Source organism: Serratia sp. CoH_134_PS_4, assembly GCF_058190535.1.
The window spans coordinates 227,668-251,079 of record NZ_JBXWKI010000006.1 but is presented as its reverse complement, the minus strand read 5'-3'; the positions used below and the strand labels follow the sequence as shown (position 1 = coordinate 251,079).

General features: G+C 55.2%; 15 protein-coding genes. 10 read left to right on the top strand and 5 right to left on the bottom strand.

Annotated elements, in window-relative coordinates:
- The first annotated feature begins 219 nt into the window (after positions 1 to 219).
- From purM to speG, 3 genes are all read left to right on the top strand, one after another.
- The gene (purM, locus tag AC2FCQ_RS12260; protein WP_265555424.1) at positions 220 to 1,257 is read left to right on the top strand and encodes a phosphoribosylformylglycinamidine cyclo-ligase; all 1,038 of its coding nucleotides are present in this window, start codon (positions 220 to 222) and stop codon (positions 1,255 to 1,257) included.
- Positions 1,257 to 1,895 (top strand): phosphoribosylglycinamide formyltransferase, encoded by a 639-nt coding sequence (gene purN, locus AC2FCQ_RS12255; protein ID WP_265555422.1) that lies wholly within the window; start codon positions 1,257 to 1,259, stop codon positions 1,893 to 1,895. Before purM ends, purN begins: the two co-directional genes overlap by 1 nt.
- A 114-nt stretch (positions 1,896 to 2,009) precedes the next feature.
- The gene (speG, locus tag AC2FCQ_RS12250) at positions 2,010 to 2,564 is read left to right on the top strand and encodes a spermidine N1-acetyltransferase (protein WP_209638211.1); all 555 of its coding nucleotides are present in this window, start codon (positions 2,010 to 2,012) and stop codon (positions 2,562 to 2,564) included.
- Positions 2,565 to 2,804: 240 nt separating this feature from the next.
- On the opposite strand, the gene pstB is transcribed toward speG, so the two are convergent.
- Genes pstB through AC2FCQ_RS12235 form a run of 3 tightly spaced genes read right to left on the bottom strand, consistent with a single transcriptional unit; the run spans position 2,805 to position 7,469 of the window.
- Positions 2,805 to 3,617 carry a phosphate ABC transporter ATP-binding protein PstB gene (gene pstB, locus AC2FCQ_RS12245; RefSeq protein ID WP_209638213.1) on the bottom strand — a complete coding sequence of 271 codons (813 nt, stop codon included), beginning with the start codon at positions 3,615 to 3,617 and terminating at the stop codon, positions 2,805 to 2,807.
- 28 nt (positions 3,618 to 3,645) lie between these two features.
- Positions 3,646 to 5,298 carry a phosphate ABC transporter permease PstA gene (gene pstA / locus AC2FCQ_RS12240; protein ID WP_265555420.1) on the bottom strand — a complete coding sequence of 551 codons (1,653 nt, stop codon included), beginning with the start codon at positions 5,296 to 5,298 and terminating at the stop codon, positions 3,646 to 3,648.
- Positions 5,295 to 7,469 carry an ABC transporter permease subunit gene (locus AC2FCQ_RS12235; RefSeq protein WP_490308245.1) on the bottom strand — a complete coding sequence of 725 codons (2,175 nt, stop codon included), beginning with the start codon at positions 7,467 to 7,469 and terminating at the stop codon, positions 5,295 to 5,297. Before AC2FCQ_RS12235 ends, pstA begins: the two co-directional genes overlap by 4 nt.
- Before the next feature lie 524 nt (positions 7,470 to 7,993).
- Here AC2FCQ_RS12235 and ppk1 point away from each other — a divergent pair.
- Together ppk1 and ppx are read left to right on the top strand one after the other, a co-directional pair.
- Positions 7,994 to 10,057 carry a polyphosphate kinase 1 gene (gene ppk1 / locus AC2FCQ_RS12230; protein ID WP_490308247.1) on the top strand — a complete coding sequence of 688 codons (2,064 nt, stop codon included), beginning with the start codon at positions 7,994 to 7,996 and terminating at the stop codon, positions 10,055 to 10,057.
- A gap of 10 nt (positions 10,058 to 10,067) precedes the next feature.
- Positions 10,068 to 11,618, top strand: a complete 1,551-nt coding sequence (gene ppx, locus AC2FCQ_RS12225) for an exopolyphosphatase (protein ID WP_037424503.1) — start codon at positions 10,068 to 10,070, stop codon at positions 11,616 to 11,618.
- 28 nt (positions 11,619 to 11,646) lie between these two features.
- Here ppx and AC2FCQ_RS12220 read toward each other — a convergent pair whose 3' ends face one another.
- The gene (locus AC2FCQ_RS12220) at positions 11,647 to 13,866 is read right to left on the bottom strand and encodes an EAL domain-containing protein (protein WP_490308248.1); all 2,220 of its coding nucleotides are present in this window, start codon (positions 13,864 to 13,866) and stop codon (positions 11,647 to 11,649) included.
- A 488-nt stretch (positions 13,867 to 14,354) separates the two neighbouring features.
- Between AC2FCQ_RS12220 and AC2FCQ_RS12215 the strand changes: the two genes are divergently transcribed.
- The 4 genes from AC2FCQ_RS12215 (at position 14,355) to AC2FCQ_RS12200 (ending at position 20,231) form a co-directional block, all read left to right on the top strand.
- Positions 14,355 to 14,534 (top strand): YfgG family protein, encoded by a 180-nt coding sequence (locus AC2FCQ_RS12215; protein ID WP_265555412.1) that lies wholly within the window; start codon positions 14,355 to 14,357, stop codon positions 14,532 to 14,534.
- Between the two features lie 197 nt (positions 14,535 to 14,731).
- Positions 14,732 to 16,165: a magnesium transporter gene (gene mgtE, locus AC2FCQ_RS12210; RefSeq protein WP_209638226.1), complete on the top strand. Its 1,434-nt coding sequence runs from the start codon at positions 14,732 to 14,734 to the stop codon at positions 16,163 to 16,165.
- A gap of 162 nt (positions 16,166 to 16,327) precedes the next feature.
- Positions 16,328 to 19,669, top strand: coding sequence for a diguanylate cyclase (locus AC2FCQ_RS12205; protein ID WP_490308249.1), 3,342 nt, complete (start codon positions 16,328 to 16,330; stop codon positions 19,667 to 19,669).
- Between the two features lie 211 nt (positions 19,670 to 19,880).
- Positions 19,881 to 20,231, top strand: a complete 351-nt coding sequence (locus AC2FCQ_RS12200) for a DNA-binding protein (protein WP_209638230.1) — start codon at positions 19,881 to 19,883, stop codon at positions 20,229 to 20,231.
- Positions 20,232 to 20,241: 10 nt separating this feature from the next.
- Here AC2FCQ_RS12200 and alkA read toward each other — a convergent pair whose 3' ends face one another.
- Complete coding sequence (gene alkA / locus AC2FCQ_RS12195; protein ID WP_490308250.1) at positions 20,242 to 21,738, bottom strand: DNA-3-methyladenine glycosylase 2; 1,497 nt, start codon at positions 21,736 to 21,738, stop codon at positions 20,242 to 20,244.
- A gap of 166 nt (positions 21,739 to 21,904) precedes the next feature.
- Between alkA and yegD the strand changes: the two genes are divergently transcribed.
- Entirely contained in the window at positions 21,905 to 23,257 is a 1,353-nt protein-coding gene (gene yegD, locus AC2FCQ_RS12190; protein WP_209638232.1) for a molecular chaperone, read from the top strand.
- The last annotated feature ends 155 nt before the right edge of the window (positions 23,258 to 23,412 follow it).

Genomic DNA, 23,412 nt, shown 5'->3' with positions numbered 1-23,412 from the left:
AATCGCCGGATTATACCTCCTTTTGCCGACAGCGCCACCCACAATAGCCCGATCGGGATCAACAAAAGATTGAATAACAGTATAGATGACGAAAAAGCAGAGCTGCCTCACAAGCCACTCGCAAACGTTTGCCTGCGCTGTTAGAATTGCCGCGCCTTATTCCGGAATCAAAGCCGGAAGCACAGTTTTCAAATCGCAAACCGTCGTGGGGATCGCGCAGTGACCGACAAAACCTCTCTCAGCTATAAAGACGCAGGTGTCGATATCGATGCTGGCAATGCATTGGTAGACCGCATCAAAGGTGTAGTTAAACAGACCCGCCGCCCGGAAGTCATGGGTGGACTGGGCGGTTTTGGCGCCCTGTGTGCGTTGCCGCAGAAATACCGCGAGCCAATACTGGTTTCCGGTACCGACGGCGTAGGCACCAAGCTGCGTCTGGCGATGGACCTGAAACGACACGACACCATCGGCATCGATCTGGTCGCAATGTGTGTGAACGACCTGGTAGTACAGGGCGCCGAGCCGCTGTTCTTCCTGGATTATTTTGCCACCGGTAAACTGGACGTGGACACCGCGGCCAGCGTGATCACCGGCATCGCCGAAGGCTGTAAGCAGTCTGGCTGTGCGCTGGTGGGGGGTGAAACCGCCGAAATGCCGGGCATGTACCACGGTGAAGATTACGACGTCGCCGGCTTCTGCGTTGGCGTAGTCGAAAAATCCGAGATTATCGACGGCAGCAAAGTGCAGTCCGGCGATGCCTTGATCGCCCTGGGCGCTTCCGGCCCGCACTCCAATGGCTACTCGCTGGTGCGCAAAATCCTGGAAGTCAGCAACACCGACCCAAGCACCACAGATCTGGACGGCAAACCGCTGGCTGACCATCTGCTGGCACCGACCAAGATTTATGTGAAATCCGTGCTGGAACTGATCGAGAAAATCGACGTGCACGCTATCGCCCACCTGACCGGCGGCGGTTTCTGGGAAAACATCCCACGCGTGCTGCCAGAAGGCATGCAGGCCGTGATCGACGAATCCAGTTGGCAATGGCCGGCAGTATTTAACTGGTTGCAGCAAACCGGCAATGTCAGCCGTCACGAAATGTACCGCACCTTTAACTGTGGCGTGGGTATGGTGATTGCACTGCCAGAAGCGTCCGTTGAATCTGCTATCGCTTTGTTGACCGCAGCCGGTGAAAAAGCCTGGAAGATAGGTACACTGACCGCTTCTTCTGACGAACAACAAGTGGTCATCAACTGATGAAAAAGATCGTGGTGTTGGTCTCTGGCCAGGGGAGCAATCTCCAGGTACTGATTGACGCCTGCCAACAGGGCCGGATTGCCGCCGACATCGTGGCGGTATTCAGCAATCGGGCGCAGGCTTACGGCCTGCAACGTGCAGAGGCGGCAGGTATTGCCGCCCATGCGCTGGATGCCAAAGCCTTTGCCGACCGTGCAGCGTTCGACGCCGCATTGGCAGAGGCTATCGACCAATACCAGCCCGATCTGGTGGTGCTGGCCGGTTATATGCGCATCCTCAGTCCAGCGTTCGTGCAACACTATGCCGGGCGCATGCTGAACATCCACCCTTCTCTGCTGCCTAAATACCCGGGATTGCATACCCACCGGCAAGCCATAGATAACGGTGACAGCGAACACGGCACCTCAGTGCATTTCGTGACCGAACAGCTCGACGGCGGCCCGGTAATCCTGCAAGCCAAAGTGCCCATCTTCCCCGGTGACGAGGAAGATGAGGTGGTTGAGCGGGTGCAAGCTCAGGAACACACTATTTATCCGCTGGTGGTAAATTGGTTTGTTGAGGGCCGCTTGGCAATGCGCGATAACGCCGCTTGGCTGGATGGCGAACGCCTGCCTGAACAGGGCCATGCCGCCGATTAAAACGGCGCAGTCTGAACATTGCCTAAACGGTGCCCATGCGGCACCGTTTTTTTTCGCCGGCATTCATTCTCTGACGTTATACTTTGCACAATTTCACGACATAGAGGAACCCCCATGTCCAGCACTACCAACGTCAAACTACGCCCACTGGAACGGGATGATTTGGCGTTCGTCCACCAGATGGACAACAATGCCAGCGTGATGCGCTATTGGTTTGAAGAACCTTACGAAGCCTTTGTCGAGCTTTCCGATCTCTACGACAAACACATCCACGATCAGAGCGAACGCCGCTTTATCATCGCCCACGAAGGCGCCAAGGTCGGGCTGGTGGAACTGGTGGAGATCGATCACATCCACCGCCGCGCGGAATTCCAGATCATTATTGATCCGACTCATCAAGGCAAAGGCTACGCTACGATCGCCGCCAAACTGGCGATGGAGTACGGTTTCTCGGTACTGAACCTGTACAAGCTGTACCTGATCGTCGACAAAGAAAACCCGAAGGCGATCCACATCTACAGTAAGCTGGGCTTTGAAGTCGAAGGCGAGCTGATTGACGAATTCTTCGTTAACGGCGAATACCGGACCGTGCTGCGCATGTGCATCTTCCAGCCGCAGTATCTGGCAAAGTTCAAAACACCCGCCAGCGATAAACCTCTGGTGAAGTGAGAGCCGTTGGCGTAGCCAACCGTCTGAGTGGGCAAAGGCGCGGGATTGCAAGGGACCCCGCCCTGGGTCCCTTGCTCGGTCGAGGCGCATAAGCCTCATGGTGCTTTGTGCGTTTATCGACCGAAAAGAACATTGAACTCGCTAAAAAAACACCTTAAGTGACCAGCATTACGTGAAAGCGGTTTTTTTAGATAATGGCGTATAGATTCTATTTCACTGTCAGAGAGGAATGATACGCCCTCAACCATAACGCCCAGTAATATAATCCTCGGTACGCCGCTGACGCGGTGAGGTGAAGATGTCATCGGTGTCGTTATATTCCACCAGCCGGCCCTGATGAATAAACGCCGTATAGTCGGATACCCGTGCCGCCTGCTGCATGTTGTGTGTCACCAACACCACGCTGTACTGCTGTTTCAGCGCGGAAATCAGCTCTTCGATTGTCAGGGTCGAGATCGGATCCAGCGCCGACGTGGGCTCATCGAGCAGCAACACCTCAGGTTCAATCGCTATCGCCCGTGCAATCACCAATCTCTGCTGCTGGCCGCTAGAAAGACGAAATGCGTTCTCACGCAGTCGGTCTTTCACCTCATGCCACAGCGCCGCTGCACGCAACGAACGCTCAACCGCCTCATCCAGGATCCGTCGGTCACGCACACCTTGCAGACGCAAGCCGTAAACCACATTTTCATAAATCGACTTCGGGAACGGGTTCGGCCGCTGAAACACCATCCCCACTCGGCGCCTTAACGCCGCAACGTCGATTTGCGATCCATAAATACCCTGGCCATTAAGCTGCACGTCGCCCTCAATGCGGCAATTATCCACCAAATCATTCATACGATTGAAGCAGCGTAACAGCGTTGATTTACCGCAACCCGACGGGCCAATCAGCGCCGTCACCCGGTGTTTGGGAATACGCAGAGAAATATCATGCAGCACCTGCTTTTCACCATAAAACAGGTTGAGATCCTTTACCGCCAACGCGGTATGTTCATCATCAAGATGCTGGACATCCAGCCGGGGCAAACTGCCTGGCGTCATCAAACCCATTACGCACTCCCCAAGAATAACGTCATTATTACTGCGACCATGCTCTGTACCGCTCCCTTAGCGAGTGTCGGATGCCCATCGCCGCCAAATTCAACCCTACCACAATCACCACCAGCAGGAAGGCGGTGGCAAACACCAAAGGACGGGCCGCTTCCACGCTTGGGCTCTGGAAAGCCATATCGTAAATTTGGAAACTCAGATGCATAAACTTCCGCTCCAGGTGCAGATACGGGAAAATGTCATCCACCGGTAGCACAGGGACGGATTTCACTACGCCAACCAGCATCAGCGGTGCCGTCTCTCCGGCTGCGCGCGCCACCGCCAGGATCAACCCCGTCATCATTGCTGGCGCAGCCATTGGCAAAACAATGCGCCACAGCGTTTCCGCCCGGCTGGCCCCCAGCGCCAACGAGCCCTGACGCAGTGAGGCTGGAATACGCGACAGCCCCTCTTCAGTGGCAACAATCACCACCGGCAACGTCAGCAACGCCAAGGTCAACGCCGCCCACAATACGCCCGGCGTACCAAAGGTTGGGTTAGGCAGCGATTCCGGGAAGAACAGCTGATCTAGGCTGCCGCCAATCATATAAACAAAGAAACCAAGGCCAAATACGCCGTAAACGATCGACGGCACACCGGCCAGATTAACGACCGCGATGCGTATCAGACGCGTCAGCACGTTATTACCCGCGTACTCGTGCAAGTAGACGGCGGCGATCACACCAAACGGCATCACCACAATCGACATCAGAATCACCATCAGCACCGTGCCAAAAATAGCCGGGAATACGCCCCCTTCGGTATTGGCTTCACGCGGGCTATCGCTAAGGAACTTCTTCACCTGCTCACCCCAATGCACCAGCTTTTGCGTGGTGTTCATCGCATTGGGATACCAGGCATCACGCACCTGACTAAGCGCAATGGTGTGAGTCTGGCCGTGCATATCACGCAACAACAACGCATCACGGTGGCGATCGCGGTTCAATCCGTCCAACCGGTCAGACAGCACGCGATACTGGCGTTGTAACTCCAGTCTTTCAGCATTGATGGAAGCCTGAGCACGCGCGCTCAACTGTTCGCCGTGCTGCAAGCTTTTCTCGCGCAGGCGCAACGCGTCAAACCGTTGGTTGATGCGCGCCATATCGCGGAACTGAATATCATGTGCCTGGCGTGAAAGCGCAGCAATTTGCGGCAAACGCTGTAACAGCGCTTGGCTGAGGTTACGCCCGGTCAAGGGTTGACCGTCCTGTAGCATACCGGCCAAATAGCCATAGGCTGTGCCGTTGCTGTTGCGCTCCAGCACCAGTAAATCGCGCGGCGTGCTTTGACGACGAATATCGCCAGCCAGCAGCGTGCGGAAATCCTGCCCTTCACTCTCGCGATTGCCTACCTTGATCAGATAACGTTCAAAGCTCGGCGCATTTCCTGGCGGTAATTCAACGCCAGACTCCTGCAATTGGCGGCGCGGAATGCTCTGTTGCTGGTACAACTCACCGATCATCGTCACCGGTCCGGCAGCGCTTTGGTTGAGTTCAAATTGGTAGACAGGGCTGGGCCAGAAATAACGCATACCCTGCCCAGCCAGCAGCAGCAGAATACCGATCAACGCTAACAGACTGACGGCGACCGAACCGGCGGTCAGCCAGATCCACGGTGAACCGCTCTTCGCCCAACGTCTCATGGCGCCTCCTGGTTCAAGGTATAACGTTCACGCAAACGCAGACGAATGGCTTCCGCCAGCGTGTTGAAGACAAAGGTGAAAATGAAGAGCACCAGCGCAGTCAGGAACAGTACGCGATAATGGCTGCTACCGGCAACGGCCTCTGGCATCTCAATGGCGATATTGGCAGCCAAAGCGCGCAAGCCCTGGAACAGGCTGCCGTCGATAACCGGTGTATTTCCGGTCGCCATCAGCACAATCATGGTTTCGCCTACCGCCCGGCCAAAGCCAATCATCAGCGCCGAGAAAATACCGGCGCTGGCAGAAGGTAAAACCACCCGCATCACGGTTTGCCATTGCGTTGCCCCCAAGGCCAACGATCCCTGGCTCAAGGTTGCCGGCACGCTGAACAAGGCATCCTCCGCCAGAGAGAAGATAATCGGCACCAGCGCAAAGCCCATCGCCACGCCGACCACCAGCGTATTACGCTGGTCATAATCATCACCCAGCCAAAAATGCAGCGGTTCGCCGAACAGTTTCACCTCCAGCCAAGGCCCAAGGGTGAACGCCAACCAAACGGTGAGGGCTATCAGCGGTAATAGGATCAGCAGGTCACCCCCCGGCGGCAGACGACGCGATGCCAAGCGGTTCACCAGCGCCCCGCTCGCCAGAACGACCCCGGCCAGCAACAGCGGCAACGACAAGACCGCCAGTAAATAGTGTTCGATCACCGGGGCCAGCCAAATACCGGCCACCAGCCCGATCACTACCGTCGGTAAGGCGCCCATGACCTCAATCGCCGGTTTGATCACCCGCCGCAACCCGGCGGACATGAAATAGGCCGTATAAATTGCCCCGGCTAACGCCAGTGGAATGGCAAACAGCATGGCGTAGGCCGCGGCTTTGAATGTACCGAAAATGACCGGAATCAGGCTGAACTTGGCCTGGTAGCTGTCCTCGCCAGAGGTTGACTGCCAAACGTAAGCCGGTTCGGGGTAATTCTCGTACCACACCTTGTGCCACAGTGAGCGCCAGGTGACATCGGGATAAGGGTTATCGATCGCATAGTGTTGCCAGCCCTGTGCCGTTTCCAACAGCAGGCCATCACCGCGTGGGGCGAATGCCATCTGCTGTACCCCAGCGGCGAGTCTGCCATTCAGCAATGGCTGTGGTTGGATACTGGAAAATAACGAGAAGCCACCGTCGGGCCTCAGCGTAGCAAACACCCGGCGATACGGTTCAGCCACCAGTAAATCCTGGGGTTCGGACTGATGGTCGAAATGTTGAACTGGCGTCAACTGCCAGCGCTGATCTTTTTCAACATCAAACCATTCACGCATAACGCCATTGGCCGCTTCAATCAATAACGCACTGCCGCCGGGCAACGCCGTCAGTTGATAAGGGGGATGATCGCCGAGAATACGGCTCTCTTTTAGCTGTAACTGGGTATCGTTTATTTGATAGCGGGCCAGCCGATTACCTGCCAGCAGGTAGAGTTGACGGCCGTCCGGCGTTAATACCAACTGCTGCACCGCGCTATTAAGCGGGTGTTCACTCAGTTGTGGGGGTTGATCGTGGCTAAAACGGCCGAACACCAAACGGCGATCGGCGGTGATCCCCGCCAGCAAATACTGCCCATGCCGCGCCTGGGACAGTGTCAACAAGGCCAACGGCTGCCCCTGTTTGTCCAGCGTTAACGGCCGTTGTCCAAGCGGGAATAACCACTGCGGTAACGACGTACCTGCAGCGGCAAAATCCGCGCTGGCGACAATAAATCGACCGTCGGCCTGCGCCAAAGCAAACAAATCACGCTCGCCAGCCGCCTGGGTCAACAGCACCGGTTTGCTCAGCAACGGTTGTTGCGTCAACGGCGCACCCGCTTTAGTACCTTCTTGGGACGCTAAACGGTAAAACTGCCCCACCCCCTGGTCGTCAATGCGATAACCGATACGCTGCTGCACATCCATACCCAGCGCCAACGCCGGTGCAGCTGCACTGAGCGGCAACGGCGTTGCCTGGCCCATCGCCGCCGGTTTAAACAGCGGGAGCACCGCAAACAGCAGGTAAACGAAGATCAGCATCAACGTCATCAGCACCAGCAACCCGCTGACGGTGACCGCCGCCTGCACGCTACGGTCGATGCGCGCTCGCAGGCGATCCCGGGGATGTTGGTTTACCGTAGTCTGTGCCATGTCTCTCGCTATCGCTGATATAAGCAGGCTTGCGCCATAGAATAACCGGGCATCTTATGTCAGTTTTATGACGTTTGCATGACAAAGTTACCCAGAGCATTCATCGAATTTTACGCTGCAATACTCATCATTCATCACATATGTTGCTGAAAAATGATGGCAATACCGATCACATACATAAATATAAAGCACAATAATCACAACTTTATGCTACGCAAACAGCCCCTTCCGCACTGATGCCACAGTAAATATTTTTACGTATTAAAATGCCTCACGCCAACGTAATGGATATGTTGGACTTTCCTGTCAATCTCTCGCAATAATGATGCAAGATAGTAGGCTGTGTCCCGCAATGGGTCATGGCGCCGTCGCAGTCCCAAAGCCCGCAGTCAAGGCGCTGGGGGCTGGGTATAGCAAACCTAGGTTCAAGCCCGACCACGCAGCGCTCGGGCTTTAGGGACGCGACCTGAAGCGGCATCCGGGCAAGGTCCCGGATCCTTTTCTAAAATTGAACTGGAGTGGCAATGGGTCAGGAAAAGCTCTACATCGAAAAAGAATTAAGCTGGTTATCCTTTAATGAACGCGTGTTGCAGGAAGCCGCAGATAAGAGCAATCCCCTGATTGAGCGCATGCGTTTTCTGGGCATTTACTCCAATAACCTTGATGAATTCTATAAAGTCCGTTTTGCCGATCTCAAACGACGCATTCTGATCAGCGAAGAACAGGGTTCTGGCGGCACCTCTCGCCATTTGCTGAAAAAGATCCAGGCCAAGGTATTAAAAACCGATCAAGAGTTCGACAGCCTCTATAACGATTTACTGCTGGAAATGGCGCGTAATCAAATCTTCCTGATCAACGAACGCCAGGTGTCAGAGAACCAGCAGATTTGGCTGCGACAATACTTCAAACAGCATCTGCGCCAACATATCACGCCTATCCTGATCAACCACGAAACCAATCTGGTGCAGTTCCTGAAAGACGATTACACCTATTTGGCCGTTGAGATCATCCGCGGTACGCGCATCGATTACGCGCTGCTGGAGATCCCGTCCGACAAGGTGCCGCGCTTCGTCAACCTGCCACCGGAAGCTCCGCGTCGCCGCAAACCGATGATCCTGTTGGATAACATCCTGCGTTATTGCCTCGACGATATCTTTAAGGGCTTCTTCGACTACGATGCGCTCAATGCCTATTCCATGAAAATGACCCGTGACGCGGAATACGATCTGGTCACAGAAATGGAATCCAGCCTGCTGGAACTGATGTCTTCCAGCCTGAAGCAGCGTCTGACCGCCGAACCGGTGCGTTTTGTTTATCAGCGTGATATGCCAAATGAAATGGTGGAACTGCTACGCGGTAAACTTGGCATCTCCAACTACGATTCGGTGATTGCCGGCGGCCGCTATCACAATTTCAAAGATTTTATCGGCTTCCCTAACGTCGGTAAGGCCAACCTGGTCAACAAACCACTGCCTCGCCTGCGCCATATTTGGTTCGATAAGTTCCGCAACGGCTTTGACGCCATCCGCGAACAAGACGTGTTGCTTTACTACCCATACCACACTTTTGAGCATGTGCTGGAACTGCTACGCCAGGCGTCCTTCGACCCCAGCGTGCTGGCGATCAAAATCAATATTTATCGCGTAGCAAAAGACTCCCGTATCATCGAGTCGATGATCCACGCAGCCCACAACGGCAAGAAAGTCACGGTGGTGGTTGAGCTACAGGCGCGCTTTGATGAAGAGGCCAACATCCACTGGGCTAAGCGTCTCACGGAAGCTGGCGTGCACGTTATCTTCTCGGCGCCGGGGCTGAAAATCCACGCCAAGTTGTTCCTGATCTCGCGCCGTGAAGGCGATGAGATTGTGCGCTATGCTCATATCGGGACCGGTAACTTTAACGAGAAAACCGCGCGTATTTATACCGACTATTCGTTGCTGACCGCCGACTCACGCATCACCAATGAGGTGCGTCGCGTGTTCAACTTTATCGAAAACCCATATCGACCGGTCACGTTCGACAACCTGATGGTGTCGCCGCAGAACTCGCGCTTGAAGCTGTATGAGTTGATCGACCAGGAAATTGCCAACGCTGAGGCGGGGCATCCGGCTGGCATTATGCTGAAAATCAACAATCTGGTGGATAAAGGGTTGGTAGATCGGTTATATACCGCCTCCTGCGCCGGTGTAAAAATCCGCCTGTTGGTGCGAGGGATGTGTTCTTTGATTCCCAACCTGCCGGGGATCAGTGACAATATTCAGATAATCAGCATCGTCGACCGTTATCTGGAACACGATCGGGTTTACGTTTTCGAAAACAAAGGTGACAAACTGGTTTATCTGTCTTCCGCAGACTGGATGACCCGTAACATAGATTACCGCATCGAAGTCGCGGTCTCGCTGCTGGATCCAACGCTGAAACAACGGGTTCTGGATATTCTGGAAATCCTGTTCAGCGACACGGTCAAGGCGCGTTACCTCGATAAAGAACTGAGCAACCAGTACGTACCGCGCGGCAATCGCCGTAAAGTCCGTTCTCAGGTTGCCATTTATGAGTATTTAAAAGCTCTGGAACAACCAGGACAGTAGGCCAGCAACTATGCCGCTAAAAAGCACAGCAACGAACAAACCGCAGGAAATCGCTGCCATCGATCTCGGGTCGAACAGTTTCCACATGGTGATTGCCCGCGTCGTCAACGGCGCCTTACAGGTATTAGGCCGTTTAAAGCAGCGGGTACACCTCGCCGATGGATTGGACAGCAACAATGTGCTCAGTGAAGAGGCAATAGAACGTGGCCTGGCCTGTCTGGCGCTGTTTGCCGAACGGCTTCAGGGCTTCCCGGCGGATAACGTTACGATCGTCGGTACCCATACATTACGCCAGGCCGTAAACGCAGAGGTCTTCCTCAAGCGCGCGGCCAAAGTCATCCCTTACCCCATTGAAATCATCGCCGGGCAGGAAGAAGCACGTCTGATCTTTATGGGCGTGGAACATACCCAGCCGGAAAAAGGCCGCAAGTTGGTGATCGATATCGGCGGCGGTTCCACTGAGCTGGTGATCGGCGAAGACTTTGAGCCCCTGCTGGCAGAAAGCCGCCGCATGGGTTGCGTCAGTTTCGCCCAGCAGTTTTTCCCTGGCGGGGAAATCAGCAAAAACAACTTTAAACGTGCACGCCTCGCAGCAGCGCAGAAACTGGAAACCCTGGCCTGGCAATACCGCATTCAGGGCTGGCAGTATGCGCTAGGCGCGTCCGGCACCATCAAAGCGGCACACGAAGTGCTGGTGGAAATGGGTGAAAAAGACGGTCTGATTACGCTTGAAAGGCTGGAGATGTTGGCGGAACAGGTGCTGCAGTTTAAAAACTTCAGTGCACTGAGCCTGCCGGGGCTGTCAGAAGACCGTCAGTCGGTATTTGTTCCAGGTTTGGCTATCCTGTGTGGCGTATTCGATGCGCTGGCAATCCGCGATCTGCGTCTTTCCGACGGTGCTCTGCGTGAAGGCGTCCTGTACGAGATGGAAGGCCGTTTCCGCCATCAAGATATTCGCAGCCGCACCGCCAAGAGCCTGGCCGATCACTACAATATCGACCGTGAACAAGCCAAACGGGTGCTGGAAACCACGGAACTGTTGTACGCACAGTGGATGGCGCAAAACACCAAGCTGGCGAACCCGCAGTTGGAAGCCCTGTTGAAGTGGGCCGCCATGCTGCATGAAGTAGGCTTAAGCATCAATCACAGTGGGATGCACCGCCACTCGGCCTATATTCTGCAAAACACCAACTTGCCTGGCTTTAACCAAGAGCAGCAGTTGTTGCTGGCTGCATTGGTCCGCTTCCACCGTAAAGGCATTAAGCTGGAAGAACTGCCACGCCTGAACCTGTTCAAGAAAAAACATTACCTGCCGCTGATCCAACTGTTGCGTCTGAGTACCCTGCTCAACAATCAACGTCAGTCGACCACTACCCCAGAAACGTTGCGTCTGAGCACTGACGACAACCACTGGACACTGCGTTTCCCTGCGGGCTATCTGGCGCAAAACAGTCTGGTGCAACTGGACTTTGAACGTGAACAGGCCTACTGGAACGACGTCGTGGGTTGGAAACTGATTTGCGAAGAAGAAGGCTCTCAGGACGAGCAGCGCTCAGCCTAAAGCTATCGCCCCCGCTTGGGGGCGATAATCAAGGTTGTGCCGGCAGCAGTGCCGTGAGCGGCTGAGGTTCACTGATAAAATAGCCCTGCATATAATCCACGCCAGCGCCCTTGAGCGCCGCCCACTGTTCCGCGCTTTCAACATACTCCGCCACAATGACCAATCGCTTCATCCGTGCGACCTTGCAAATCGACATGATTACCTGGAAATCCACCGGATTGGTCAGCATATCGCGAACAAAACTCCCGTCTATTTTCAGCATATCCACCGGCAGTATCTTGAGCCGATCGTAGCTGGCATAGCCCGTGCCAAAATCATCTAACGCTATACGGCACCCCATTTCACGTAATACCTGTAAATTGGTACCGGCGTAGTCGGTATCCTGCAGCAAATGCGACTCAGTCACTTCCAGTGTCAGTTGATAGGGTTCAATCCGGTACTGCTTCAGCAAATTCTGCACGTCATGGCACAGCATGGGCCTGCACAGCGAAGAGGGGGACACATTGATCGCAAAGCGTACGCTGGGCAGTTCGGTACGGTGCTTGTCCATAAATTTTAACGTATTGCGCAGTACCCACATGTCCAGCCGATAGGACAGACCGAACTCATGCACCACCGGTAAAAAGTCGTTCGGTGAGATGATCGCCCCCTGATCATCACGCATACGTAACAGAATCTCGTGGTACCTATCGCCGCGCAGACCCAGGATCGGCTGCGCCATCAGGATAAACCCATCACTATCCAGCGAACTCTGCACCCCATGCAGCAACGCCACCTTGCGTTTGATTTCGTCCTGTATCAAATGACCACCATTGTGTGCGCTCTCCGGCTTGCCACTGGTCAGCGAGACTTCGGCCAACGAGCTGAGTTCCCCCAGCAGAAGATACAGATGCTCAAAATCGGCAATCACACTGCAGTACCCGAGTCCCAACGGCGGATGGATTGGCAACCCATTCCAAACCAATCGGAATTTTTCCAACCCGCGGTAAATCTCAGCGACCTTTTCTTCACTGTTACTGCCGTCCACTCGCAACAACAGGTCATAGCCCGGCAAATGGTAAACCCCCTCGCCCGGCGCCAAGATTTGGTGTAAAAGCGCGGCCAACTGCTGCTTAAAACGAATGCGCAACTGCATGCCGTAATTACGGCTTAACAAGTCCAACTCACTCACGCGCAGAAAGCACAACGTCGAAGGCGGTGATTGGGCCAGATCCCGTTTAAGGGCGCGCAGATTGGGCAATCCAATCACCGGGTCCTGCAGCGCGGCGTTTTGCGCCCTGGCATGACTCAACCGTTGGCGAGTATTGAGCGCAGACATCAAGAAAATGCATAAGGTAAACACCACCATCATCGAAGAAATAACGGCAAGGTTATGCAACAGGTTTTCGTGCTGGGCATAGTCGGGATGATGGGAAAGCAACACCAAAAGCGTGGACGACCAAATGATGCAATTGAATTGGTAGCCAAAACGCATTGCGCCATACAGCATCACCGGCAGCAGTAATATCAGACCGTAGCCCCCCAACAACAGAGGATTGGCATCTTTTGCATGATAAGACAGCAATATGACCATTGCGCACAGGATCAAAAACCACAGCGCCAGCTCTTTTTTATCGACGTCTGGAGCCATTTCACGGCCAACGCGCCGCCAAAGTCTTAACATGAACCCGGGCTTTTTCAGCAGGCGCAACATAAAGTAGAACAGTGGCACCGCGGAAAGGCACCCTAATAACAACGCCTGGAAATTAACCAACGCGAGCAGATAGCCATTATCACCCGGCATCATTCCCAGCTCGTCAGGCAATTGTTTTAACCCCACCAACAGCTTCAATCCGAGAATAAACAGCAGCGCCGGCAACACGATCAGCCAGACAAGCCTTGCCTTGACCAACCTGGGCACGCCGGGGGCCGCACACCAGCGACGCTGGGTTTGGTTGCGATACCCCAGCCAACATAGGCTTAGACATAACAGGTATAACGCCGTGAGCAGCACGCCGCTTTCCAGGCCAAGTCGGCAGCCGTAACGCAGTAAAATGGCAAGAGCAATTCCCGGCAACGCCCGCCAGTCATAAACCATCAACAACGCAATACAGGCTGCCAGCGGCAGGTAGAGCAGATAAACCTTGCTCTCGGGTAACATGATGCGGGGGGAGAGCCAACCGGCGAACGGGATCAACAACAAGCTCCAGATCAGGGGGTATCCCCACCAGCGCTCACGCAAATGTTTCCAAAATGTCGGTTCAACCATAAAAATAATGAGTCCTTCAGAGCGCAATTCCATTCACGCGTTCAGGTGGTAAGGCAGGTTCCTTTTCATACCTCTATCCATTCATGAGGCAAACTGAAAGTACCATATGCGACAGGGGAACGGGGGGGAATTTTATGCACGAGGGCCGTCTCAGGCTTGACGCCGATCAACCAAGGAGGAAAAGTTGGGTAAAAATATGTCAGCCATTTTTTGTCATCTCTTAACATGCTGATCCCACAGATAAACTCAAACCCAAGCTAAACACCGGTCAAATACTCTGTTTGGGTCGCCGGAAATAAATAGACAATATTTGTCACCAATCGCTAGAATCCCATTTACACTTTATCGGCTTTCATTACTCGCTCTCAGTACGGTAAAAGCACGGCCTATTACGCTCATATGAGCCGTTGGCTCCACGCAGCCGCTACAGTGGCTACCGTTTGAAAGGCAGCGGGTATAACACAGGAAACCGGCATGCCGGGTGATATATGCGTAAAAAAACTACCGGACAAATGACGAAAATAGTGCTGTTTATCAGCTTTATCATTTTAGTCGGCCGTCTGCTGTATGCCGCCGTCGTTGCGGTGCCCCATCATCAGGAAAAAAAGCTCGCCCCCTATCAAGAGACCACCGAGGTAGAGGGAGAAAACCAGGACACTCCCCCCTGAACCGACAGACCCAACACCTCCTGCAGAGCAATCGAATAGTTAAGCAGCCTGCCGTCGGACCGCATTTCGGCATGCCAGGCCCCTTACTTATTCCTTGGCATCTGTGCCCATTTCATAAAAATGACGCCTGCATTCACTATGCTCTATCTTGTGTAGAGATCGCCCGTAAGGATCACTGAGTGCCAGTAAGGAATACCATGTCCGCCGCAACGCATAATGTTAAAAAAGTCGCTGAGCATCGTCAGCGCATTCTTTCCCTGTTGTTAAACAACAAAGACCTGATAGACGGTATTCTCGGCAGACCAGGGGATGAAAACGCCCTCAGTAAAAGTGAACTGCTAAACCAGACCGCCGAAATTACCGGGCTGCTGGACGACATGCATGCCGCTGACCTGGCCGACTTACTGGAAGCGTTACCGCAGGACGAACGCCTGGCGCTGTGGCGTTTGGTTGGCAATGCCAAACGCGGCCAAACACTGGTGGAAGTGGCCGAACCGGTGTGGGACAGCCTGATCGAAGAGATGAGCGATAAAGACCTGCTCAAGGCGATCAAAACGCTGGATGTCGACGAACAGGCTTATCTGGCTCAATATCTGCCGCGTAACCTGATGGGCCGCCTGCTGACCTCGCTGGAGCCGGATCAGCGTGCGCAGGTGCGCGAGATGATCCACTACGGCAAAGACACCGTCGGCTGGATGATGGATTTTGAACTGGTCACTGTGCGCCCTGACGTTACCCTCGGGGCCGTGCATCGTTTCTTGCGGCTGCGCAAAACCATCCCGGACGCTACCGATAAACTCTTTGTCACGGACCGTAAAAATACGCTGCTCGGTGAACTGCCGCTGACCGCGGTGCTGCTCAACGATCCTGAAACGCCGGTACACGCAGTCATGGACAACGATCCCACCCGTTTTCTGCCGGAAGACAAAGCGGAGGCTGCAGCCAGCGCGTTTGAACGTTATGACCTGATCAGTGCCCCGGTTGTCGATGCCAAGGGCAAACTGATGGGCCGCCTGACGATTGAAGAGATCGTCGACGTCGTCAATGAAGAAAGCGACAGCAACCTTCGCCGTATGGGGGGGTTGAGCCCGGAAGAAGATGTATTTGCCCCTGTCAGCAAAGCGGTGAAAACTCGCTGGGCTTGGTTGGCAATCAATCTGTGCACCGCGTTTATCGCGTCACGTGTCATCGGCCTGTTTGAACACACCATTTCGCAGTTGGTGGCATTGGCGGCGTTGATGCCCATCGTTGCGGGTATCGGCGGCAATACCGGTAACCAAACCATTACCATGATTGTCCGCGCACTTGCGCTACACCAGATCGAAGTTGGCAATATTTCTCGCCTGATGCTCAGGGAGCTTGGCGTCGCCATCATTAACGGCGTCGTATGGGGCGGCATTATGGGGATAGTCACCTGGCTGCTCTATGGCGACTGGGCTATGGGTGGCGTCATGACGTTAGCCATGATCCTCAACCTATTGGTGGCGGCGCTGATGGGGGTGGTGATCCCAATGACCATGCTAAAAATGGGCCGAGATCCCGCTGTCGGTTCCAGCGTACTGATCACGGCATTAACCGATACCGGCGGCTTCTTTATCTTCCTCGGTCTGGCCACGTTGTTCCTGCTCTGACGCTGTCGAGCCGGCGGCAACGCCGGCTTTTGCGCTCGCTCACTAAAGCCGTTTGATTCAGTATGTTTTCTTGCTGTGCTGTACTACCCTTTGGCAATAAACTTCTCATCCCATCCGCGTCATGACGTAGTTCAGTGACAGATGCCAGCGTTAAGGTTGTCTATGGATATCAGCGCACCGAATCATCTCACTACGCGCAAAAGCGTGCTGTTGACGCAGACTTTGCTGGCAGCCGTAGCCGTTTTTATGTTGGCCTTGTTGTGTCTGACGTTGTCGAACGAATCCAGCCATTTTACGCCGCTGTGGTTCCCTACGGCTGCCATCATTACCCTGTTGTATCGCCATTCGCCGCGCCAATGGGGATTACCCTTGCTGGCCTGTGGGCTGGGTATCATAAGCGCCAGCGTTATCCTGTACGGATTTAGCTGGGTGCCGGTAAAGCTTGCACTGATCAACCTGCTGGAAGCCTCCGTCAGTACCCTGCTGCTGCGCCGTATGCTGTTGTCTGACGATCCCCTGAATAATCTGGCCAGTTGGCTAAAGTTCGTGGTCTGTGCGGTCATTTTCACCCCGCTATTTAGCGCCTTGCTGGCCGCCTGGTGGGCCCCTGCCCCGGAGCAATCCTTCTGGCAGCCCTTCAATACCTGGTTTATTTCGGAAGCCATTGGCGTCCTGTCACTGGCACCGATTGGATTGGTCTATCGCCGGCGCATGCTGGAGCAGTTAAACCTGTTCTCCTTGCTGCTGACGCTCATGATGGCGCTGATTTTTTGCTATCTCGCGCTGACCTATCTGCCTTTCCCGTTTACCTTTGTCATTCTTCCTCTGCTGTGGGCGGCGATCGCACTGCCACGCCTGGAAGCCTTTGTGACCTGCTTTTGTACCACATTGATGATCACCGTGATGATTTCACTTGGGCTGCTGCATTTTAATGTTCCCGCCGAACCGCTCAGTGACATCGAAATCTACTTACCGATTCTGTTGATTTTGATCCCCGCACACGCCATGGCGATGGTCATGCACGCCTTCCGGGTAGAAAAACAGCATATCGTCGAGAGCGAAGCCCGCTTTCGTAATGCGCTGGAATACTCCGCTATCGGTATGGCGCTGGTCTCTCCGCAAGGGAAATGGCTACAGGTCAATCAAGCACTGTGCAACCTGCTGGGCTACACCCCGGAAGCTCTGCGGCGCTTGACGTTTCAGGAGATCACTCACCCGGATGATTTGAATGCCGACCTGCTGCAGTTACAGGATCTGCTCGAAGGCCATATCAGCAGCTACACCCTGGAAAAACGCTATATTCGCAGCGATGGCGAACACGTCTGGGCTCTGCTGGCCGTCTCAATGGTGCGCGATGCCGAAGGCCTACCGCTGTATTTTATTTCTCAGGTGGAAGACATCAGCGAACTGAAACGCACCGCCGCAGAGAATCATCGGTTGGTTGAGCGCATCACGCTGGCCAATCAGGTGGGGGGGATTGGCGTTTGGGAATGGGTCATGGACGGTGAGGAACTCACCTGGGACAAGCGCATGTTTGAACTCTATGACCTCAGTCCAGAGCAGACGCCTACGCTTTCACTGTGGCGCACCCTCCTGCTGCCGGAAGATCGCGAGCGAACCGACCGTGAAATGGCCTCTTTGCTGGACCAACCGCGTCCTTTTATCCTCGAATTCCGGCTGCTTTCCCGCCAAGGGAAAATCCGCCATATCCGCGGCCAGGGCAACGTCATTCTGGATGCACAAGGCCGCCCGCTGCGCATGATCGGCACGAACATTGATATGACGGAAGTCCGCAATCTGACCGAAGCGCTGCACCAAGAGAAAGAACGTCTGCACATCACGCTGGATGCCATTGGCGAAGGGGTGATTTCAACTGACGATGCCATGCATATCACCTTCATGAATCCGGTGGCCGAACAGATGTGCGGCTGGCCGCTGAGTCTGGCTGTTGGCATGCCGATTGCGGGAGTCGTACGCATGACTAACGGCAAAGATGGCATGGAAGTGGAAAACCCGGTCCAGTGCTGCCTTCAGGAAAATCGTCAGCTTTCGGCGGATTATGCCCTGGTGCTGCACAGTCGCGACGGCCGTCACTTTGATATTCAACAATCGGTATCGCCGCTGAAAACCCTCGGGGGTGGCGTGATGGGGGCTGTGATGGTGTTGCAAGATGTCACGGCTTCACGCGAGTTGATGCGTAAGCTGAGTTACAGCGCCGCCCATGACGCCCTCACCAGCCTGCCCAATCGCACCAGTTTTGAGAAGCGCCTGAAAGCCGCCATCCTGGGCTCCGGTGAAAAACAGCGGCAGCATGCGCTGGTGTTCCTCGATCTCGATCGTTTCAAGGCCGTCAATGACAGCGCCGGGCATGCGGCAGGCGATGCATTGCTGAGGGATATTGCCCAACTGATGCAACGCCACGTGCGTGACAGCGACTGCCTGGCAAGGCTCGGGGGGGATGAGTTTGGGCTAATCCTGTTTGATTGTGCCAGCGAGCAGGCAAAATCCCTGATGCAGCAGCTGGTTAACAACATCAGCCAGCACCCGTTCTATTGGGAAGGAAAGGTTTATCACGTAGGTGCCAGCGCTGGCATCACCCGTATAGAGAGCGGCAGTGGTAAAAGCGGCGAGCTGTTGGCGCAGGCGGACATTGCCTGTTATACCGCCAAACATCGCGGCCGCGGGCAGGTCTATCTGTATGAGGCACGGCAAAAACAGATGCTGGAACGCCAGCATGAGCTGCTGACGAGACAGGAAGTGATGAGCATTATTGCCGACGGGCAGTTGATGCTCAGTGTTAAGGCCGTGGCACCGCCGAAAACCCCACTGGCAGTGTGTTTCTATCAGTTAAAACTGCAGGTCATGCCGCTGGATCCACGCCCGTTGAACGGAGAGGCGTTTCTCGCTGCGGCACAGCTTTATGGCCTGCTGCCGGACGTCGATGACTGGGTCAGCCGGCAGGTTCTCGAGCGCCACGCCGCAGAGATCGGGGCGAAAGGCCTGACAATCGCGCTCCCACTCTCGACAGACAGCCTGCTCGACGCCGGGTTCCGACAACACCTGATCACCCGGTTAAATACCTCTCCATTACAACCACAGGCTTTGCTGCTGGTGGTCGATGAGGCGGCGGTGCTGGAACACGATGACATTTGCAGGCCGTTTATCCACCAATTACAACGGCTGGGCTGCAAGCTGATCGTCAGCGGCTTCGGCCACAGCCTCAACGCCTTCGACGAACTGCATGGTCGTCGGATTGACTATATCCGCATTGATGAGCGCTTTATCACCCAGGTTCACTGCAACCAGATGGATGAACTGATGGTTTCCATGCTTAACGGTGCAGCCCACCGTGTACATGCCCAGACACTGGCAGGCCCAGCACACCAGCAGATAACCTTGCATACGTTGCAGGCTCTGGGCGTCGACCTGGCAGACGGTGACGCCGTGGCGCGGGAACAACCCCTTACCGAGCTGCTCAGCGGCGGTTATTTCGGCATAAGGTAACCGCCTCAGCGCAGCGCTCTCCTGTGTTCTTTTGCGTTGCGGCATCCTGTGCCGCACGCCCCCAGCACGTTTTTGCTTAGCCAATCAGATGTTAGTGGTATAACTAACGGGTGAAAGTTAATCCTTCGTACAATCACTTTGATACGGAAATCAGCACGCCCGTTAATTTCCAGGAACCATCTTTGCACGTAATTGCTCAGGGATAATGGCTATGAAAAACGAGTGGTTTGCCGCCAGGGAGCTGACAGGCATAGCAGGACTGCCCTCTTCACCACAGGGAATCAATTTGATGGCGCGGCGCGAAGGTTGGATCAGCCGCCGCCGTAAAGGCATCCAGGGGAAAGCGGTGGAATACCATATCAACAGCCTGCCTATTGGCCCGCGCAAGCTGTTGATGTTGCAGGAAGAACCCGCAGAATATCAAGTTGAACGCCAAGAGCCACTGGCAGTATGGGTGCAGTATTACTATCACCTGAGCGAAACCGAACGCGAGAAGGTGCTGGCATTCCTGATGCGTGAAGGGATAGAAAGCCTACTGGCTCGTATCGACAACGAAGGATAACGCCACCGCGCTAATTGTCGACATCCGCCAGCGGTACCCATGCGTCGTTATGCCACAAATGGAGCGTGGCGTAAGAACGCCACGGCCGCCAGCGTTCGGCATATTTTTCAATTTGGCGCGGCGTCAGGTCAGGGAAGCGTTGCTTGATCAAATAATCCCCCGCCAAAAACACGTCTGGCCAGGACCAGGCACGCATCGCGATATAACTGGCCGTCCAACTGCCAATCCCCGGCAAGGCGGTCAGCGCCTTAATACCTTGCTCAATATCCAACACGTTATCCAACTGGAGCCGCCCTTCGGTTACCGCACGCGCAATCGCAATGATTGCCGCTGCGCGTTTCAACTGCACCCCCAGCGGACGCAACGCCTCAGGGTGTAACTGCGCGACCTGCTCAGCATTGGGGAACAGATGTGTAATGCCGCCATAGGGTTGTTCCAGCGGCGTCCCCCACTGCTCAGCCATCCGCCCGGCAAAAGTCGCGGCCATCTTGACGCTCACCAACTGCCCCAAGACGGCACGGACCGCCTGTTCAAAACTGTTCACGCAACCGGGCAGCCGCAACCCTGGCGCATCGGCAGCCAATGCGCCCAAGGCATGGGCAATCAAATCCGGTGCGGCGTCCAGATCAAACAGTTGACGGATCCGGCGCAGCACTTCCGTGGTCACCCGGCTTAATGAGGCTGCAATCTCTACTCGTACCCGGTTGCGCGTTTCATCCGGCTGGACGCTCACCCAGCCGCAATACTCGACGCCCCCTTGGGTAATGGCTATCGCTCGCAGATACTGCTGCCCCTCAACCCGTTCGACACCGCTCACCGCACGCGCATGCAAAAAACCCAACATGCGCTGCCAGTCATAGGGCGGTCGGTAGCCCAGATGAAACACCAGCCCGCTGGCAACGGTGGGCGCATTGCGGTCGCTGCTGCTGCGCAGCGCCGATGGAATAAGCCGGTAGCGTGCCTTGAACAGCTCATTAAAACGCCGCAAGCTGCCAAAACCGGCCGCAAATGCGACTTCACTCAATGGCATGTCGGTATCCGCCAGCAGGCGTTTGGCCTGCAACAACCGGTGCGACTGGGCGTAATCAATCGGCGATGCCCCAAACTGATCGGCGAAGATACGCCGCAAATGACGATCAGATATCCCCAGCCGCGCGGCCAGCTGCTCGCAACTGTGTTCTGACAGGTACCCTTGTTCAATCAACTGCACCGCCACCTGCGCATAGCGATTGCCAAGATCGATCAGCGCCAACCCCGGTGCCAGCTCCGGCCGGCATTTCAGACAGGGGCGGAACCCCGCCAGTTCCGCCGCCGCGGCGCTGGGGTAAAAAGTGCAGTTTTCGATTTTCGGCGTACGGGCACTGCACACCGGCCGACAATAAATGCCGGTCGAGGAAACACCGACGAAAAAGCGGCCGTCGAATTTGCGATCGCGCGCGCTCAGTGCGTCGTACAGCGCCTGTTGTTGGTTTTTCATGGCAACGCTCGGGGTCAGTTTTTTGTTCATTATGCGACTCGGCTGGTGCGCTGACGTGCGGAATTCGGACATTAAGTTAAGCATGCCATTCTGGTCGCCGCTAAATTTTTCGTCAGTTAAGCGCCCACACGTTGCCCAGGAGCCAAGTCTCGGGTAAAGTCGCCCCCCTTCATTGGCATGGGGATTGAGAAAAGACATGTTTATTGGATTCGATTACGGAACAGCCAACTGTTCTGTCGCAGTGATGCGTGATAACGGCCCCGAGCTACTGACGTTGGAAAACAACGAACCTTACCTGCCGTCGATGCTTTGTGCACCGACGCGTGAAGCCGTGAGCGAATGCTTGCACCGCCACTGGCAGGTACCGACCGGCAGCGAAGAGAATCAGCAACTGCTGCGCCGGGCCATTAGCTACAACCGCGAAGAAGACATTCCCGTCGGTAACGACAGCGTGCTATTTGGCCTGCAGGCACTGGCGCACTACGCCGAAGATCCGGAAGAGGTGTATTTTGTTCGCTCGCCGAAATCCTTCCTCGGTGCTAACGGCCTGAAGCCACAGCAGATTGCGCTGTTTGAAGATCTGGTTTGCGCCATGATGTTCCACATCAAACGTCAGGCGGAAAACGTGCTGCAAGACAGCATCAGCCAGGCGGTGATCGGTCGTCCGATCAACTTCCAGGGGATTGGGGGTGAAGACGCTAACCAGCAGGCGCAGGGTATTTTGCACCGTGCTGCCGAGCGCGCCGGTTTCAAGGACATTGAATTCCAGTTTGAACCTGTAGCGGCGGGACTGGACTTCGAAGCGACGCTGAACGAAGAGAAAACCGTGCTGGTGGTAGACATCGGTGGCGGTACGACCGACTGCTCGGTACTGCTGATGGGGCCACAATGGCGCGACCGTGCCGATCGCCAGCAAAGCCTGCTGGGGCACAGCGGGTGCCGTGTCGGCGGTAACGACCTGGACATCATGTTGGCGTTCAAACAGCTGATGCCGCTGTTCGGCATGGGTGGCGAAACCGGCAAGGGTATCGCGCTGCCCGCGCTGCCTTATTGGAACGCGGTCGCCACCAACGACGTGCCGGCGCAAAACGACTTTTACAGCGTCGCCAACGGTCGCATGCTGCGTGATTTGATCCGTGATGCCGCCGAACCGGAAAAGGTCAAACGTTTGCTGAAGGTGCACCAGCAGCGTCTGAGCTACCGGTTGGTACGCGCGGCGGAAGAGAGTAAAATCGCCCTGTCGGCGCAGCAAAGCATCAGCGCGCCATTAGCGTTCGTGCAGCCTGACTTGGTGGAAACCATCAACCAGGATCAGCTTGCCGACGCTATTTCGCAACCCCTGTTGCGTATTCAGGAACAGGTCAGTGCCGCCCTGGCGAGCAGCCAAACCGCACCACAGGTGATTTATCTCACCGGCGGTAGCGCGCGTTCACCCTTGCTGCGTGCCGCGCTGGAACAACAGTTGCCGGGCATCCCTATTGTCGGTGGCAACGACTTCGGCTCGGTAACTGCCGGGTTGGCGCGCTGGGCGCAAACGCTGTTCCGTTAATGGCCTGAGGGCGCGGTATATACCGCGCTCCAGACGGCAGACAAAACCGCAAAAGGGCTAAACAGGTAAGGGTCGAACCTGTTCGATCCGATTTAACCCATTGATTATGCTATAGGGCGTAGCATGCAGCGCCCCTACCATGAAACCAAGGAATG